Origin of the sequence: Leeuwenhoekiella sp. A2 (assembly GCF_047946655.1) — a bacterium.
In the GTDB taxonomy this organism is placed as follows: domain Bacteria; phylum Bacteroidota; class Bacteroidia; order Flavobacteriales; family Flavobacteriaceae; genus Leeuwenhoekiella.
This window is the reverse complement of the sequence record NZ_CP172311.1, coordinates 1,332,476-1,349,838: the sequence shown is the minus strand read 5'-3', so window position 1 is coordinate 1,349,838 and position 17,363 is coordinate 1,332,476. Positions and strand designations below refer to the sequence as shown.

The 17,363-nt window shown below is 37.7% G+C and carries 14 protein-coding genes; 10 read left to right on the top strand and 4 right to left on the bottom strand.

Annotation, left to right across the window (positions count from 1 at the left end; all coding sequences use genetic code 11):
• The first annotated feature begins 255 nt into the window (after positions 1-255).
• The 4 genes from ACH3PA_RS06105 to bioA all read left to right on the top strand — a co-directional run bounded on the left by ACH3PA_RS06105 (position 256) and on the right by bioA (position 3,853).
• Complete coding sequence (locus tag ACH3PA_RS06105; protein ID WP_416448456.1) at positions 256-1,425, top strand: aminotransferase class I/II-fold pyridoxal phosphate-dependent enzyme; 1,170 nt, start codon at positions 256-258, stop codon at positions 1,423-1,425.
• Between the two features lie 35 nt (positions 1,426-1,460).
• The gene (locus ACH3PA_RS06100; protein WP_416446168.1) at positions 1,461-1,877 is read left to right on the top strand and encodes a putative signal transducing protein; all 417 of its coding nucleotides are present in this window, start codon (positions 1,461-1,463) and stop codon (positions 1,875-1,877) included.
• Entirely contained in the window at positions 1,870-2,490 is a 621-nt protein-coding gene (gene bioD, locus ACH3PA_RS06095) for a dethiobiotin synthase (protein WP_416446170.1), read from the top strand. Before ACH3PA_RS06100 ends, bioD begins: the two co-directional genes overlap by 8 nt.
• A gap of 97 nt (positions 2,491-2,587) precedes the next feature.
• Positions 2,588-3,853: an adenosylmethionine--8-amino-7-oxononanoate transaminase gene (bioA, locus tag ACH3PA_RS06090; protein WP_416446172.1), complete on the top strand. Its 1,266-nt coding sequence runs from the start codon at positions 2,588-2,590 to the stop codon at positions 3,851-3,853.
• 58 nt (positions 3,854-3,911) lie between these two features.
• Here bioA and ACH3PA_RS06085 read toward each other — a convergent pair whose 3' ends face one another.
• On the bottom strand, positions 3,912-4,367 hold the full coding sequence (locus tag ACH3PA_RS06085; RefSeq protein WP_416446174.1) for a cytochrome c oxidase assembly factor Coa1 family protein: 456 nt from the start codon (positions 4,365-4,367) through the stop codon (positions 3,912-3,914).
• A 102-nt stretch (positions 4,368-4,469) separates the two neighbouring features.
• On the opposite strand from ACH3PA_RS06085, the gene ACH3PA_RS06080 reads away from it, so the two are divergent.
• From ACH3PA_RS06080 to ACH3PA_RS06070, 3 genes are read left to right on the top strand one after another with little or no spacing between them, the layout of a single operon-like run.
• Positions 4,470-5,672 carry a beta-ketoacyl synthase N-terminal-like domain-containing protein gene (locus tag ACH3PA_RS06080; RefSeq protein ID WP_416446176.1) on the top strand — a complete coding sequence of 401 codons (1,203 nt, stop codon included), beginning with the start codon at positions 4,470-4,472 and terminating at the stop codon, positions 5,670-5,672.
• 57 nt (positions 5,673-5,729) lie between these two features.
• Positions 5,730-6,809, top strand: coding sequence for a biotin synthase BioB (gene bioB, locus ACH3PA_RS06075; protein WP_416446178.1), 1,080 nt, complete (start codon positions 5,730-5,732; stop codon positions 6,807-6,809).
• A gap of 18 nt (positions 6,810-6,827) precedes the next feature.
• A complete protein-coding gene (locus ACH3PA_RS06070; RefSeq protein WP_416446180.1) occupies positions 6,828-7,694 on the top strand; it encodes a cupin-like domain-containing protein in 867 nt (288 codons plus the stop codon).
• Here the strand turns inward: ACH3PA_RS06070 and ACH3PA_RS06065 are convergent.
• Together ACH3PA_RS06065 and ACH3PA_RS06060 are read right to left on the bottom strand one after the other, a co-directional pair.
• Complete coding sequence (locus tag ACH3PA_RS06065) at positions 7,691-10,318, bottom strand: carboxypeptidase-like regulatory domain-containing protein (RefSeq protein WP_416448455.1); 2,628 nt, start codon at positions 10,316-10,318, stop codon at positions 7,691-7,693. The genes ACH3PA_RS06070 and ACH3PA_RS06065 overlap by 4 nt on opposite strands.
• A gap of 16 nt (positions 10,319-10,334) precedes the next feature.
• Positions 10,335-11,117, bottom strand: coding sequence for a GLPGLI family protein (locus tag ACH3PA_RS06060; RefSeq protein WP_416446184.1), 783 nt, complete (start codon positions 11,115-11,117; stop codon positions 10,335-10,337).
• 741 nt (positions 11,118-11,858) lie between these two features.
• Here ACH3PA_RS06060 and ACH3PA_RS06055 point away from each other — a divergent pair.
• From ACH3PA_RS06055 to ACH3PA_RS06045, 3 genes are all read left to right on the top strand, one after another.
• Positions 11,859-14,252: a TonB-dependent receptor domain-containing protein gene (locus tag ACH3PA_RS06055; protein ID WP_416446186.1), complete on the top strand. Its 2,394-nt coding sequence runs from the start codon at positions 11,859-11,861 to the stop codon at positions 14,250-14,252.
• Positions 14,253-14,283: 31 nt separating this feature from the next.
• Positions 14,284-15,528, top strand: coding sequence for a DUF4374 domain-containing protein (locus tag ACH3PA_RS06050; RefSeq protein ID WP_416446188.1), 1,245 nt, complete (start codon positions 14,284-14,286; stop codon positions 15,526-15,528).
• Positions 15,529-15,594: 66 nt separating this feature from the next.
• Positions 15,595-16,794: a PepSY-associated TM helix domain-containing protein gene (locus ACH3PA_RS06045; protein WP_416446190.1), complete on the top strand. Its 1,200-nt coding sequence runs from the start codon at positions 15,595-15,597 to the stop codon at positions 16,792-16,794.
• Positions 16,795-16,804: 10 nt separating this feature from the next.
• On the opposite strand, the gene ACH3PA_RS06040 is transcribed toward ACH3PA_RS06045, so the two are convergent.
• The gene (locus tag ACH3PA_RS06040) at positions 16,805-17,281 is read right to left on the bottom strand and encodes a regulatory protein RecX (RefSeq protein ID WP_416446192.1); all 477 of its coding nucleotides are present in this window, start codon (positions 17,279-17,281) and stop codon (positions 16,805-16,807) included.
• Between the last annotated feature and the right edge of the window lie 82 nt (positions 17,282-17,363).

Here is a 17,363-nt window from a genome sequence, read left to right as displayed (position 1 = left end):
TGATAAGTTACACCTATGCTAATTTTATCTGCAAAAAAGGCCATAGTGCCTAAAATAATTAAAGCCGAAACAGCGAGAATAAGTACTACTTGTTTTATTTTCATAATTAAAATATTATTGTTTTACGATAACAAATATATAAAAATTATTGAAAAACGATAATTTTATAGGAATAATTGTCCTGCAAGGTTTTAAAACCTTGTAGGTCTTGCCAAACTTCTTTGGTAGGTAGAACGATGCATTTATCTTTGTAATATGCTTCCTCAAAAACTACAAGCCAAGCTCGATAAACGTACCGAAAGTAATTCGCTGCGGGCACTCACTCATCAGTCAAAATTGATTGATTTCTCATCTAATGATTATTTGGGTTTCGCTAAAAGCGAAAGCATTTTTAGCCAGACTTCAGCAATTCTGAATGCCTCAGGCTTAAAAACAAATGGCGCTACTGGTTCGCGTTTGCTTTCAGGAAATCATAAGTTATACGATGAGGCAGAAAATCTGCTTTGTGGCTTTCATAAAACGGAAGCTGCTTTGATTTTCAATTCGGGTTATGCTGCCAATATTGGTTTTTTTGGTTCGGTGCCGCAGCGGGGAGATGTAATTCTGTATGACGAATTCATTCATGCGAGCATACGAGATGGCATGCTGCAAAGTCTGGCCAAATCATACAAATTCAAGCATAACGACTTAGCAGATTTAGAACGTTTATGTCAGGTTGAGCGCAGTCGTAACCTGAAAAACCATGAAATTTATATTGTCACAGAATCTGTTTTTTCTATGGATGGCGATAATCCTGATTTGGAACAACTCGTTTTTCTGTGTGAAAAATATAATGCCCATCTCATTGTTGATGAAGCGCATGCTGTTGGCGTTTTCGGCAAGAATGGTGAAGGTTTAATTCAGCAATTGGGATTAGAAAATAAAGTTTTTGCACGGCTGGTTACTTTTGGCAAAGCTCTGGGCTGCCATGGCGCCGCCATTTTAGGAAGCGAGCAATTAAAAAAGTATTTGGTCAATTTTGCCAGAAGCCTAATTTATACCACAGCTCTTGCTCCGCATGCTGTTGCAACTATCATTTCATCCTATAATCAACTATACCGTCCTGATAATGAGATTATAGCTTTGAAAAAACTACCCGAAAACATCCAATTTTTTATCAAAAAAACCGACTTTTTAGGTCTAAAATCCCGCTTTATCGCAGGAAAATCGGCTATACAATCGGCTGTAATTCCGGGTAATTCTAATGTAAAAATGCTTTCGCGAAAGCTAAATGAAGCTGGTTTTGATGTAAAACCTATTCTATCTCCTACAGTTCCTGCGGGTCAGGAGAGACTTCGTTTTTGTTTGCATAGCTACAATACAGAACAAGAAATAAGCACTGTTTTAAAACTTCTTGCAGAACTGGTAAATAATTTCCCAGCATAGGAGAAGGATTGAGAGCTGGGTAGTAAATTTGCGGTGTGAATGACAAGTTTAAAATCGTAGCCGTTTATCAGTATTCATCAGAAGCAATAATCTTCAAAGGGATGCTGGAGTCTGAAGGAATTGAAGCCTTTTTACAAGATCAATATACCGTAGATACAGATCCCATTATCAGTAATGCTATAGGCGGAGTTAAACTCGCCGTTTGGGAAAATGATGCAGAAAAAGCAAAGAAAATCCTTTCTACAGTTGAGGAATATTCACTAGACGACAGCGGTGAGCCTCTTCACTGTCCTAAATGTAACAGCACAGATATAGATTATTTTACGAGCATAAAAAGCTTTAGGGCGCTGATTTCTTTTTTAGTGAGTTTGCTTGTTGTTGTCTTGCCTTTCTATACAAGGTATACATACAGATGTGAAGTCTGTCACAATCAATTTAATCGTAATGAGTAAAAACATATTTTTTATTACCGGCATTTCTACTGAAGTGGGTAAAACGGTAGCTTCCGCAATTGTTACAGAAGCTTTAGAAGCCGATTACTGGAAGCCTATACAAGCCGGTGATCTTGACCATACAGATACTAATAAAGTAGAGAAACTGGTTTCAAACCAAAAAACCAAATTCCACCCCAGCGCTTTCGAATTACAGACTCCTATGAGTCCGCATGCCGCGGCAGAAATTGATGGTGTGCATATCGCTTCCGCGGAAATAAAAATTCCTGAAACGGAGAATAATCTGGTAATTGAAGGTGCCGGTGGACTGCTAGTCCCCATCAGCGACACCGAAACTATTTTAGATCTTATCAAACCCGATTATAAAGTAATTGTGGTTTCACGACATTATTTGGGCAGTATCAATCACACGTTGCTTACGATAGAAAAGCTGAAACAAAGTGGTAAAGACATACACGGCATCTTATTCAGCGGCGCAGAAATCGAGTCAACAGAATCAATTATCGCAAAAATGTCTGGCGTTCCTATCTTAGGTCGAATAGACGAAGAACCCTATTTTGATAAAATGGTGGTGAAGGAGTATGCTGAAATTTTAAAAGAGAAACTTATTTGATATAATCGTTTCCTCTCCCTTGGGGAGAAGGCGGGGGATGAGGGAGCCCTCACCTCAATCCTCTCCCATTAGGAGAGGAAGCTAATAAGATAAAGACATGAGCTTAACAGAAAGAGATAAAAAACACATTTGGCACCCGTTGACGCAGCACAAACTGCACCCGGAATCTTTGCCTATTGTAAAGGCAAAAGGAGCTTTGTTATGGGATGAAAACGGGAAAGAATATGTAGATGCGATTTCCTCGTGGTACACTGCCGTTTATGGGCATTGCAACGACTATATAACTAGTAAGGCCTATGAGCAAATGCAACAGCTGGACCAGGTGGTTTTTAGCGGATTTACACACGAGCCGGCAATAAAATTATCTGAGGAGTTGATGAAAATCCTCCCAGGGAATCAGCAGAAAGTGATGTTTAATGACAACGGTTCTACTTCTACTGAAATTGGTATAAAAATGGCCTTACAGTACCATCACAATCAAGGCAATTCCCGCAAAACTCTACTGGCTTTTGAAAATGGTTTTCATGGCGATACGCTTGGTGCAATGTCAGTTTCCGGACTTTCAGTTTATAACGGGCCATTTGAAGAATTTTTTATTGATGTAAAGCGCATTCCTTTGCCTGACCGCGAAAATATGAATGATATTCTTAAAGCTATTGAAAGCTTTCATGCCGAAACTCCTTTAGCCGGATTTATCTATGAACCGCTGGTTCAGGGAGCTGCCGGAATGTTAATGTATGAACCTGATGGGCTAGAACAGATTCTCAAACTCTGCCATTCCCTGGATATTATCACAATTGCAGATGAGGTGATGACAGGTTTTGGTAAAACCGGGAAATATTTCGCTTCAGATTATTTAGCCGAAAAACCAGATGTGATGTGCCTTTCAAAGGCGCTTACGGCAGGACTGGTGCCTATGGGAATTACGACTTGTACTCAAAGAGTTTATGACGCATTTTATGCAGATGATATTGGCAAAGGTTTGTTTCATGCGCATACTTATTCGGCAAATCCTATTGCATGTGCAACCGCGCTTGCCGCTCTTGATTTATTAAATTCTGATGAAATTCAGGAAAAAATTAAAACCATAATGGGTTGGCACGAGGGGTTTAATGCATCCATAAAAGATCATCCTAAGGTCAAAAATACCCGCCAGCGCGGCATTATCTATGCGCTGGATCTCAATATCAAGATAGAACGCTACGGCGATCTGCGCTATGAACTCTTTAATTTCTGTATGGAAAATGGCGTTTATTTGCGGCCATTAGGAGCAACGCTTTATATTTTAGCGCCTTATGTGATTACCAAAGAAGAGATGGAAAAAGTTTATGATGTAATAAGGAAGATTTTAGATAAATTTTAAATCAATGTATGGTACAATTTGACCAGTCTATTTGTAAAATTGACTTGATTTGCTATCCTTAATTATTGCGGCGGTCAAGTTTAACCTCTCTTATATCAATTGTCTCACCGGTATCTTCTACCTGAACTTCCAGAATTTCGTAGGTTTTATCGTCATCGCTACCCGAGGTTTTTACATATAAAGTAGCCTCACCTTTTGGCCCTCTAATTGGTATTTTGGCTTCTGCGGTTTTGTGTCCGTTATTAATACTTACATTATAACTGCCAAAGCCATCTTTTTCTATAGGCTCACCTAGTTCTGTCTGCACTCTTTTGTTTACCCGTGCAATTTCAAAAGCATCATCTGCACCAGTTCCTTTTTTTACTTCACTTACAAAGCCAAAAACCGCTGTACCCAATAGAATGATTGCCAGTAAAATTATTGTAAGACAGCCGCCGGTGGGTACAACCCATTTCCAGTTACGCGACCACCAACTGCGTTCTTCTTCTATGAGTTCGTTATTATAATTTGACATAATTAGATTTGTACTACGAATCTAACAGTATTTATGCTAAAAAATAATTTTTAGACGTTCTCCTTTTTTGAAATACTATTTTTGCAGCAGAAAAAATTTGTAGTGAAGCAACCAATTGCCATTACCGGAATTTCAGCCATTTCAGCCCTTGGTCATAATCCCGCATCAATTAGCCGAAATTATGCCCATAAAAGCCATTTTTTGAGCTATAAAGCCGATTTTCAGGCGTGGGTAGGAGAATTGCCGGAAGAAACCAAAAATCAGGTTGAATCCATTCGGGGTGAAAATCGTAATTATCAAGAGCTAGATCCCAGTGTTTTATATGCTATCTACGTTTCGCGAGAAGCGATGAAAATTGCCGGCTGGCAAAAAGGAGATGATTTTGGAATTAATATTGGTTCTTCGCGCGGTGCGACGCAGCTTTTTGAAAAATATTATTCCGCTTTTGCGAAAGATAATAAAAGCACAACACTGGCTTCGCCTACCACTACGCTGGGAAACATTTCTTCATGGGTGGCACAGGATTTACAAAACCACGGACCAGAAATTTCACATTCTATAACCTGCTCTACAGCTTTGCACGCTTTATTAAACGGAGTGGCTTGGTTGCAGGCCGGTATGTGTGATAAATTTTTAGTGGGCGGTAGCGAAGCAGCTTTAACAGCGTTTACTATTGAACAGATGCGAGCAATGAAGACGTATAGCAGAGCAGATGAGAAAAGTGAATTTCCGTGTTTAGCTTTTGACTTAAATAAAACCGAAAATACAATGGTTTTAGGCGAAGGTGCAGCTTCGGTATGTTTAGAGGTGGGGGAAAGAGAAAATGCCTTAGCCTACGTCACCGGAATAGGCTATGCTACAGAGAAATTAAAACACGCGGTCTCTATTTCCGCTGAAGCAGAATGTTTTCAAAGGTCGATGAAAATGGCAATTGAAGATGCTTTTGGCGAAAGTCATAGTGGTAATGCGATTTCTGACTTCTCAGGAATGAGAGAAAAAGTAGATGCTGTTGTAATGCATGCGCCGGGGACGATGCTAGGCGACAGCTCAGAATTTAAAGCGATCGAGAAAATTTTTGAAGGAAATCTTCCGTTATTAACAACTAATAAATGGAAGATAGGTCACTCTTTTGGTGCAAGTGGTTTGTTGAGTCTCGATCTTGCAATACGCATGCTACAAACACAGGAGTTTGTTGAAGTGCCTTTTATTTCGCCGCAAGGCAAAAACAAAACATTGAATAATATTTTAGTTAATGCAGTAGGTTTTGGCGGCAATGCAGTTAGTATTTTATTGAGTAAAGCTTAAACTGCTGCTGCGTTATAAACAACATATTTAGTATTTTTGAACTTAGAAGATTTTGCTATGCGACACGATTGGACCCGGGAAGAAATCCTGGAAATATACAATAAACCACTTATGGAGCTGCTTTATGATGCGGCTACTGTACATCGTTTACATCACGATCCTAACACCGTTCAGGTTTCTACACTGTTATCTATAAAAACAGGCGGTTGCCCGGAAGATTGCGGGTATTGCCCACAAGCGGCTCGTTATCATACAAATATTGAAGGTAATGACCTTATGGGTGTGCAGCAGGTAAAAGCCCAGGCTTTACGTGCAAAAGCAGCCGGTAGTTCGCGTGTTTGTATGGGTGCTGCATGGCGTAATGTAAAAGACGGGGAGGAATTTGATCAGGTGCTTGAAATGGTGCGTACTATTAATAAGCTTGATATGGAAGTTTGCTGTACGCTGGGTATGATAACCGAAAATCAAGCGCAACGTCTTGCAGAAGCCGGTTTGTACGCCTATAATCATAATCTTGATACTTCTGAAGATTATTATAAAGATGTGGTCTCAACACGTGCTTTTCAGGATAGACTTGATACTATAGGTAATGTGCGCAAGACTAACGTTACTGTTTGTAGCGGTGGTATAATAGGTATGGGAGAAAAACTAGAAGATCGTGCAGGAATGCTGGTAGCTCTTGCGACTCTTGATCCACAACCTGAATCTGTACCTATCAATGCTTTAGTAGCTGTTGAAGGAACACCTATGGAAGATATTGAGCCTATTTCTATCTGGGAAATGGTGCGTATGGTTGCTACAACGCGTATTGTAATGCCAGAAACACAGGTACGACTAAGTGCCGGGCGTACCCAGATGAGCAGAGAAGGACAAGCGATGTGCTTTTTCGCCGGAGCGAATTCTATTTTTGCCGGTGATAAATTGTTGACGACTCCCAATCCTGATGTAAATGAGGATATGGCGATGTTTAAATTATTAGGACTTAACCCTCAAAAAGCATTTGACAAAAAGGCGCAACCTCAAACAGTAGAGGCAGAGAATTCTGCTCATTTGCCTTTAGGCGAAAAACCAAAATGGTCACGCCCAGGTCACGTAATTCCCCGTAATGAAGTGGCAAAGGCCAAATCAAAAGCGTAGTATTTTAAACCAATCTAATTGAAGTTAACTGAAATAAATAGAGTCAAATCAATCTCTAAAGCAGAGTTTGTAGAACAATATCTCAAGCCTCAAAAACCAGTTGTTATTGAGGAACTTATAGGTGATTGGCCTGCTTATGACAAGTGGAGCCTCGATTATATAAAAGAAGTTGCGGGAGATCGTGAAGTGCCACTTTATGATGATCGCCCGGTGACCCATGAAGATGGTTTTAATGAAGCCCATGCAAAAATGAAAATGGCAGACTATATCGATCTGCTTAAAAGGGAGCCAACGAGTTACCGTATCTTTCTTTATAATATCATGAAAGATGTGCCTTCTCTTAAGAAGGATTTTAAATTCCCAAAAATAGGATTGCATTTATTGAAGCAGATCCCTATGGTATTTTTTGGTGGTGAGAACAGCAGGGTTTTTATGCACCATGACATTGACTGGGCAAACATTTTGCACTTCCATTTTCATGGTGAAAAGCAGTGTATTCTTTTTCCGCCTTCAGAAACGGAAAACCTCTATAAAGTACCACATTCTTTAATCACACGGGAGGATATAGATTTTGATAATCCTGATTATGAAAAATTCCCTGTGCTTAAAAAAGCTGAGGGTTATATCACCCATTTAAAACATGGTGAGACTTTATATATGCCTGAAGGTTACTGGCATTATATGAAATATGTAACTCCGGGATTTAGTATGAGTTTAAGGGCGCTTCCGCGAAAGCCAAAACATCTTGCCAAAGCTGTATACAACGTTTTTGTGATGCGGTATTACGATATTTTTATGCGCAAACGAAAAGGGCAAGCTTGGATTGATGAAAAGAATGAACGCGCCATTACTGAAACGCATGCCGCTCATGGTATTCCTGTTTAAAATCTAAACTTTAAATAACCTATTACATATCTGGGTACGGCTTCAAAAACCAGATCGCTACGTGTGTAATCTGAGATAGTGCTAAAGGTATATTCTTTTGTATTAAACAAGTTCTGTGCTTGTATCCCAAAAATATAGCCCTTTTTTTCCGGGCGGTATTCTAGGGTTAACGTACTGGCTTCATAAAAGGTATTATTGATGTGATGCACCTCGTTTTCTAAGTTTCCAAAAATACGGTCATTGAGCCTTAATATTGATTCTAGCTTTCCTTTGTAGGTTGTATTGGTATTTGTTGATCCTTGTATTTCTCCTCTGCTCACATTTAAGCCTCCTGAGAATCGAAAATTCAAAAATCCTTTCCAATAGGTTGTCCCTCTAAAATAGTAATTATCTGAGTTGTTTTCTATGCTATAAAAATCACTGTTCAACACGAAGGGATTTTTAAATCGGGTTTTGTTGTAGCCAAATTTAAAAGAGATTTTTGCTAAATCGCTGTAGGTTGTAAAACCTGCTCTAGCGGTAAATAAACTTCCACCAGGAGCGTAAACAAGGCGGGTGCTGTTTAAATTCTGCGTTAGTAGGCTGTTGGCAACAAGGTTTCTATTATATTCAGAGTAAGCTATACCTGCATCTATTAGGATGCGCTCTTTCTTTTTGCTTAAAATATAAGAAAAGGAATATTGGTTTGATGTTATGGCTTTAACTGTTGATGCACCCAAGCGTAAACTTCGGTAATTCTGTAGGACAAAGTTGCTGTTAAAGTGATTGAGTTTGGGGATTTCATTTTTTCTGCTAAAACCAAGGGAAAAAGATCCCACAGGTATTTTAATCAACCGCAATTTTACCTGTGGATTAAAAAATAAGAAGTGCTGGGGATCAATCCTGGGTTGATAGTTTATGTGTTGAAGTTGCAGCTCACTTTCCAGAAGGAGTTTATCTGGTATGAGGCTATACTGTCCTTTAAAAGCGGCGTATGTTTCAAATTCATTGAGTCGATTTATACCTGATAAGCTGTCTACCGCAGTAGATGTAGGTTGTTGCCCATCGGTTTGAGTGGCATCATATTTAATTTTACTTTTAGTATTTGTTATGCCTGCAAGCAGGGAATAGGAAAATTTGCCTATTTTAAATATCAGGCTTGTTTTTAGGCCTTGATAAATCGTGTTATCGAGTATGGCAGTTTTTATCGTAGTATTTGCCTGCTGGGTTTCTGTTAACAGGGTATTTGGAGAAATATCAAGCACAAATTCATTGTTTTGAGCCCCAGTAAAGCCATAGATTGTAAGTGCCCCTTTTTTGATCTTTGTTGTATGATGAATATTGGTTTCCAGTTTGTATTGCTTGTTTCCCAATGTTTGAGCGATGCTATTTTGATCATTGAAAAGCAGGCGGTTGCCCGATAGTTCTTCAGCAATGGAAAATTTAGTTTGAAAAGTGAGGAAATTATCGGTATTAATGGGATGTTTAACCTCCAAATCGTAGGTCAGATTTGTGTTTTTAAAGTCAAATTGGTTCAACTCGCTATAGGTGATGTTGCCATCAGGCAAAAAATAGAGTGTGTTATCTAAATAGTTTTTGTTTAAATTATCCTGATATATAAGAAGTGAATTTCTCAATTTGGTCTTTTCCCAGATGGATTTGTTGGCGAGCAGGTTATTTGAAATGCTTTTATTCTCTGTGTAAAATTTATCATCAAGCAGGGTAGAGTTACCTTGAAGGCTTAGCAAGGGTTCTGCCTGAAAGGTATAATTTTCATCAAAATCATTAAATCCCAAACTTTCAAATGTGTAATTTTCAAGTTGGCCTTTTGCAGGGTTTCCGGTAGTATTATAATTACCCAAATCCAGAAATTTTATTTCTGGACGTATCAGACCCAGGTTAATGTCTGCAAGATAGCGCTTGTCATTTCCTGCTCCTGCTTTAAATGTGCCAAACCAGATGGACTTTGATTTGTCTTTAAGTTTTAGGTTAATGACGACTGCCTCACTGTTTAAAAACTGTTTTAGAACCGGGTTTTCATCATAATTGCTGATTACCTCTACTTTATCAAGCACATTGGCATCGAGGTTTTTTGAGATGACTTTATAATTGCGGTCTGCGAGATCATCGCCCTCAATCAATATTTTTTGGATATTCTTGCCTTGTGCCTTAATATTGCCATTTTCATCAATCTCGATACCGGGAATATTTCTAAGTACGTCTTCAACAGTTTGCTCAGTCTTGTTTGTAAACGCAGCTACTTTATATGAAACCGTGTCTCTATTGATCTTTATTTTTTCATCAGATTTAAGCACGACGGTGTTGAGTTCTTCAACTTGCGGGAGGAGCTGAAAATCTAAACTAAGCTGGTTTTTTGTACTGAAAGCTAATTTTTGAGTTTGTTTTTTAAAGCCCAGACTATTTACCTCTAGAATAATAGAATCAAGTGTGTTTTTCATTTCAACCATTAATGAGTAGTCACCTTGGTTGTTGGTATAGGTGTAAGCTAAAATTGAATTGTCATTTTTTGCAATTATACTGGCAGAACCTACAGGGTCTTGGGAAATAGAGTCTATAATGATTCCAGAAATATAAAACTGCTGGCTCTTGGCTGACCATGTTGATAGAATGGCTACATACAGCAATAGTCTAATAAGTACTTTAATTTTCTTCTATTTTAAAGGCTTCTATCCTGCTTTTACTCATCTCATATTCATCATTATTTGAATAACCAGCACTTTCTGCGATCATTCTACCGCTTACCTGAGCATCAAGATATGTCTTTATAGAGAACTTTTTAAAATCTTCAAAAGTCATCCATATATCGTTAGGGGCTTTTATAGGCTTTAATAAATATGATTTTTTTGAGGGATATTCAATGTTTTTAAAATACCAATAGATTTCTTTATCAGTATCATAAGCTTCAAGAATTAATCCAGGAAGTCCTGAAAGCTTCCATGGGCCGTATGGTAAGGGTATTTTAGTGGTAAACCACGCCGTATAATTCCTGCCTCGAAAAAAAGCTGTTGCTTTTTGTACTGTATAATCCCCAATTTTTTTTGTTGTATCCTGGATTTTCCAAGGGATAGCTATGGTTTTATCTTTTATATATTTGAAACCCAAATCGCGTGAATATAGAATTTTATGATGAGAATTATAATAGTACAAAAAACCTTCGGGATTTGTCACTACTGTTATAGAACTGCCATTGCCATCAGTATGTTCAAAATTTCTCTGTTCCAATATATGACCGCCCTCTAATGAATCTTTACGGGTGATGTATAAAGAATTGCTGGTGTCAAAAACTAAAATAGCATTGTAGTCTGGACCTACCGAACTTCCCATTCCCATACTTTGTATTTCACCATAATTTACAATTCCGGTTTGTGCGTTGATGGAAATAGGGATTAAAAAAACTAAAAAAGTAGGTATAATAAATTTCATAGGATTAAAATTATGACCCAAAATTTAATCTTCTATCTTGGGTCATTGGTATTAAATTAACAGGTTAGCGGCACGCACTGATAAATTGATCTCTCAATGCATCCCCATACTCACAACGTACCGTGCCTTCGTAGTCAGCATTGCCATCCCCATCACAATCTACACTTATGTGCCTGTGACATTCAAAAGCAGTTTCAAAATTGCTTGTATTTGATGTCTCTGATGCATTTGAATCCAATGTAAAAGAAACAAGTACTACAGGTAAGAATAATTTTTTCGTATCGTTAATTATTTGATTAGTATTACTTAAAGATATATATATATATATATATCAGAAATCATAATATCAATTCAAATACTTAACTTTTTATTAACACAAATTTACAGATGATTTGATGTTCAATGATATGGCACCACATCTTTAGCTTTTTCATAAACCCACTCTCCCGGCCAGTAACGATATAGCAGGTAATCGGCTAGTTTTTTTATTAGTAAGACCGATTTTTGGGTCATTTCAGGCGTTTTTCGTCAAGTGGGTTAAAGGTGTCGGTATAATTTCTGTGTCCTCATTCTGTGCAATGCTTGGGTTTAGATCAATTGTAATTAACATGTTTAATCTGATGTTGGAAATAACTGGTAACCAGTTTTTCATTATTGCTTCTTTTTATTTATTCTAAATAAGTTTTCCTAAAAGAAAAATTCTTTTACATTTGCCGCAATTTAAAACTGTTCTAAATTACTTTGCGACTCTTAAACTTTCATTTTTACACAGGAATTTTTGTTCTTTTCCTAATTTCTCTTCCGGCTGAGCTAACAGCTCAATCAAGCTATGGAAATATTTCAGGAACTGTTACATCTTCAGAAGATCTACCTTTAGAAGGGGTAACTGTGATTTTGACAACTCAAAACATAGGGACTGTTACAGATGCCAATGGTGAATTTCAATTTAATCAGATTAAGCCTGGTACATATATTTTAGAATTCAGATTTCTTGGATTTAGGACTGAGCAAAAAGAAGTAATACTTACATCTGGAGAAAACCTTAATGTAACCGTGAAATTAAGCGAAGAAGCTTATGAGATTGGTCAGGTTGAGCTTAAGGGCAAGTCGGCTATACGCAGAGTGAATGAGCAGGCATACGCCGTTTCTTCTGTTTCTACTAAAGAGCTTTATAACAGCACTTCAGACGCAAAAGAAGTATTAGACCGCGTGCCGGGAGTGCGGGTTTTGCAGGAAGGTGGCTTGGGTTCTAATTTAAGTTTCTCCTTAAACGGGTTTTCTGGGGATCAGGTAAAATTTTTCCTCGATGGTATCCCAATGGATAATTTTGGATCTTCTTTAAGCTTGAGTAGCATCCCTGTAAATTCTATTGCACGTATTGATGTTTACAAAGGAGTAGTGCCGGTTTGGTTAGGTACAGATGCGTTGGGAGGCGCTGTAAATATTATAACTAATCAAACGCATAATTTTCTGGATGCTTCCTATTCTTTTGGTTCATTTAACACGCATAGAGCGTCTGTAAATGGAGCTTATACAAATGCTGAAACTGGTTTTACAGTTAGAGGGAATTTAAATTATAATTATTCTAATAACGATTATAAGGTATTAGCAGAGATAAAAGATGCTAATGGAAACATTACTGACACGGCAGAAGTGAGAAGATTTCACGATAGGTATAGATCAGGAACTGTAAAGTTTGAAACCGGATTTGTGAACACAGATTTTGCAGATCAGCTTTTATTAGGAGTTATTGCTTCAGCAGATGATAATCAGGTACAAAATGGTGCCACTATGGCGACTGTTTATGGTGCTATAACCAGTGAAAGTACTTCTGTTATCCCAACCTTAAAATACAAGAAGAAGGATTTTCTTGCTGATGGTCTCGATGTTAGCCTTACCAGTTCATACAATATCACCAAAACCAAAAATATTGATACCCTTGCCGGTGTGCGCTATAACTGGTATGGAGATACAATAGAAAGTAATTCTTCTACAGATGCCGAAAATGGCGCTGCAAGCCTTGTTACTTTAGATGATGATGAGTTTACGGGTCAGTTTAATAGTGGGTATTTAATTAATGAAAAGCATGCTTTGGCTTTTAATTATGCATATCAATATTTTCATCGAGAGGTATTTGATGAAGAAAATCCGGAAAGAATACAGAACCAATTCCCCAAATCATTAAATAAGCATGTGCTTGGGTTGTCTTATAAATTTGATTATAATCAAAAATGGAGCACCACATTATTTGGGAAAGCCTATTTTTTGAAAGCTAAATCAAGCTTACAGTATGGCCTAACCGAAAATTCGACAAATGTATATGAATCGGCGAAGGAGAATTTTGGTTACGGTTTAGCTACTTCCTATTTTGTATTGCCTAATCTTCAATTAAAAACTTCTTACGAGCACACCTATCGCATGCCATGGGCTACTGAAATATTTGGTGATGGTTTGTTTGTACAGCCTAATGCCGATTTAGGCCCTGAACAGAGCGATAATTTAAACTTTGGAGCTACTTATGACTTTAGAGTGGCACAAGATCATCAATTTCAGGCAGATGGTACCTTTATTTACCGTAATTCAAAAGATCTTATATATCAGGTTGTGACAGTGGCTAGTCCACAAACTAATTACAGCAACTTAGCAGAATCGCGCACAGTGGGGGTTGAGGGAAGTCTTCGCTATAGCTGGAAAGATTTCTTTCGTTTACAAGCAAATATCACCTACCAGAATATTACTGATCAGGCAAATCAAACTTATAGTGAATATTCTGGCTATCAAACCAATTTTAATAAAGGTTCCCGCCTTCCCAATACACCTTATCTATTTGGGAATGCAGTTGCGGGGTTGTCTTTTAAAGATGTCGTTTTACAAGAATCACTTTTAAATGTGAACTACTACTATAACTATGTACAGGAATATTATTTAGGCTGGTCTAGATATGGCGATGTAGAAAGTAAAAGGGTGATTCCGCAACAGTCGTCTCACAGTTTAGAAGTGAGTTACAGTCTTATGGCTGGTAAATACAATATTTCACTAGAGTGTCGCAATTTCACAGATGAAATGCTATATGATAAATACAGGTTACAAAAACCAGGAAGAGCTTTTTACCTTAAACTAAGGTATGTTTTATAATAGAATGATGTATAATAATTAATTAAAGAATATGAATTCAATGAGTTTTACAAAGAGAATGGCATTACTATTTCTAGCTGTTCTAACGGTTTTTTCTTTTTCATCTTGTAGTAGTGATGATGATAGTGTGGGTGGTACAGATGATGATGGCGGCGCAGCCGTAGAGTATAATCCTTATGTGGTTTCTCTGGCTATTCAGGGTAGTGAAGGTGGTTTTACGTATTATTCAGTTCCTTTTGAGGATGTGATGAGCGGTACGCTTTCTGCAGCAGGACAAGGGATTGAGCAACCCGGTTATTACGATTTTACTCAGATCGATAATACAATTTATAGCCTTGGTGGTCTTGATGATGTAAATGTGGTTGCCATCACTAAAAATGAAGAAAATCAATCATTAGATCAAGCGGGTGATGTTTCTTTTGAAAACAGTCTTTCAGATCTTATAACCGGTAATGAAAACACATTGATTTCGGTGACTATGTCTGGTGCTTCAGATGTGATTGTTTTTCGCAAATTTGATGTAAATACTGTAGCTGTAACTGAAACCGTAGAAGTTCCTGTTTCTGAAATTACGGAACTTGTGGGACCTTCTTACTCAGGTATGGTTGTAAGTGATGACCATTTATTCTTAAGTTATTACATAAGCGATCCTAATACGTATGCTACTGGCTATACAGATCAGGCTGAAGTAGCGGTATTCTCTTATCCTGAACTTGAATTTGAAAAAGTGATTACAGATAATCGCGTGGGGCCAATAGGTGGGTTTAATGTGAAGTCTGGACTTATAAAAGATGAAGATGGAAATATTTATGCCGTTTCTCATTCTAATCCGGCTAACGGATTTAGCCAGAGCACTAAGCCTAGTGGAATCTTAAAAATCGATAGCGGCGCAACTGAGTTTGATACTGAATATTTCTTTGATATTGCAGAAGCTACAGGTGGTTATAATACTGCACACTTAAAATATCTGGGAGATGGTAAAGCTTTCGCTGAAATTAATATGGCAGCAAGAAATGAGCAGGGAGCGTGGTCAGACAGTCCGCTGGAATCTGCAGTGATCGATCTTGAAGCACAAACAGTGAACCTCGTAAGTGGTGTGCCTCAGCATAACGGGGACGGTAGAAGATTAGCAGCTCTACAGGAAGGTAATTTTGTATATCTGTGTATTCCTGAAGATGATGGTATTTTTGTGTATAAAATGGATACTGCAAATTACACAGCAACAAAAGGAGCTCAGGTAGAAGCTAATTTTGTCGCAGGATTTTTTAAATTATAACATTTTATTTGCCGGCTCGCTAGTATTTAGCGAGTCGGTTTTATTTACTCTATTTCCTGTTTTCGAATGGCAAAAGGCAATAAAAAGAAAACTAAAGGTAACTTAAGAAAGCTCAATGACTGGCTGCATCTCTGGCTTGGCCTTGGTAGTGGCATAGTTGTATTTATCGTAAGTATCACGGGTTGTTTTTATGCTTTTCAGCAAGAGATAAAAGATTATTTTGAGCCTTGGCGTTTTGTTGAAGTACAGAATAAACAATTTGTGCCGCCTAGTAAAATACTCGATACCGCACTGGCATATATGCCGGGACAAGAGCCTTCCGGTCTTACTTACAGTAATGCAGAAGGAGCTGCGGCAGTTGGTTTTAACTCTTTTGAAGATGGAAAAAGAAGTTTTACAGCTGTTTTTGTTAATCCGTATACCGGAGAATTTTTAAAAAAACAACAGATACTGGGAAGCGGTAATTTTGACTTCTTCCGTTTTATTATAGATGGCCACAGAGCTTTATGGATGCCTTATGAAATAGGCAGGCCAATTGTGGGTGTTTGTACTTTGATCTTTCTTCTTCTTTTGATTACAGGCTTAATTATGTGGTGGCCAAAAAATTTCAAAAAAGCCAACTTTAATAAGAGTTTTAAAATTAAATGGAACGGTAGTTTTAAGAGGGTAAATTATGATCTTCATAATGTCCTTGGTTTCTATAGTTTGGTTTTAGCATTAGTTATTGCAGTCACGGGTCTGGTCTACAGTTTTGAGTGGTTTGCAGATTCTTTATATTATGTTACATCAGGAGGAGAGTCTATGCCAGAGCATCACCATCCTCATTCTGATATAGCTCAAAAAGATTTAGCACAGGATGATGGTATAACAGCGCTAGACAGAGCCTGGTATAAAACCATATCTCAGGAACCTGATGTGCAGGGAATGTATATGACGCCTGTTTTAAAAGATGAGGATGATGCGATAGAGATAGTTGCTTATCAGGATCACGGTTCTTTTTTTAACAGGAATGAATATTACTACGATCAGTATACTTTAGAGCAATTTCGTGTAAAGGGAGATCGGTTTGAAGAAGCTGATTTTGCAGATCAATTAAATATGCTCAATTATGATATACATATAGGTGCGGCACTAGGACTTCCCGGAAAAATTCTGGCATTTTTTATAAGTCTGATATGTGCAAGTCTTCCTGTTACCGGCTTTTTAGTATGGCTCAATAAGAAGAAAGGAAAAAAGAAACCTGCAAAGCAGGTTGTAGCCGTGTAAAATAATGAGCTTACTTAAGCTCATTTATTTTTTCATAAATTAAGTTACTTTCCCAACCACGATACTGAAGATAAGTCATCAATTTATTTTTCTTTTTGTAGAGGTTTTTCTCGGTTTTTAGCTGTTTTAACCGCTTTTTGACCAGTTTTTCAAAGGTTTTTAGATAATCTGTCTCTTCAATTTCAGTTAAGGCAAGATCTATATTGTATTTTGTTATTTCGCGGAGTTTAAGTTCGCGTATTATTCTAGTCTTCCCCCATTTTTTACTTCTGAACTTTCCTCTTGCAAAACTGCGAGCAAATCTTTCTTCATCAAGAAATTTATCCTGAATGAGTTGATAGATGATATGGTCTATTGCTTCAGGGATCATACGCATTTCTTTAAGCTTTTCCTGTACTTCCTTATGGCAACGATCCTGATAAGCACAATAGTTTTCCAGCTTTTTTAAAGCTTCATCTACGGTATATGTCTTTACGGTTTGTTGCATTTACTTATTTCAATGTTCAAAGTTACAGATTCAAAAGTTAATCCCTCTCTGCCTTCGGCATCTCTCCCAAAGGCAAAGAGTT

What these genes read in the sequence shown, in the direction of transcription:
- ACH3PA_RS06105 (WP_416448456.1), top strand. Translation starts at nt 256, where the DNA reads ATGCTTCCTCAAAAACTACAAGCCAAGCTCGATAAACGTACCGAAAGT.
- bioD (WP_416446170.1), top strand. Translation starts at nt 1,870, where the DNA reads ATGAGTAAAAACATATTTTTTATTACCGGCATTTCTACTGAAGTGGGT.
- bioA (WP_416446172.1), top strand. Translation starts at nt 2,588, where the DNA reads ATGAGCTTAACAGAAAGAGATAAAAAACACATTTGGCACCCGTTGACG.
- ACH3PA_RS06085 (WP_416446174.1), bottom strand. Translation starts at nt 4,367, where the DNA reads ATGTCAAATTATAATAACGAACTCATAGAAGAAGAACGCAGTTGGTGG.
- bioB (WP_416446178.1), top strand. Translation starts at nt 5,730, where the DNA reads ATGCGACACGATTGGACCCGGGAAGAAATCCTGGAAATATACAATAAA.
- ACH3PA_RS06060 (WP_416446184.1), bottom strand. Translation starts at nt 11,117, where the DNA reads ATGAAATTTATTATACCTACTTTTTTAGTTTTTTTAATCCCTATTTCC.
- ACH3PA_RS06050 (WP_416446188.1), top strand. Translation starts at nt 14,284, where the DNA reads ATGAATTCAATGAGTTTTACAAAGAGAATGGCATTACTATTTCTAGCT.
- ACH3PA_RS06045 (WP_416446190.1), top strand. Translation starts at nt 15,595, where the DNA reads ATGGCAAAAGGCAATAAAAAGAAAACTAAAGGTAACTTAAGAAAGCTC.
- ACH3PA_RS06040 (WP_416446192.1), bottom strand. Translation starts at nt 17,281, where the DNA reads ATGCAACAAACCGTAAAGACATATACCGTAGATGAAGCTTTAAAAAAG.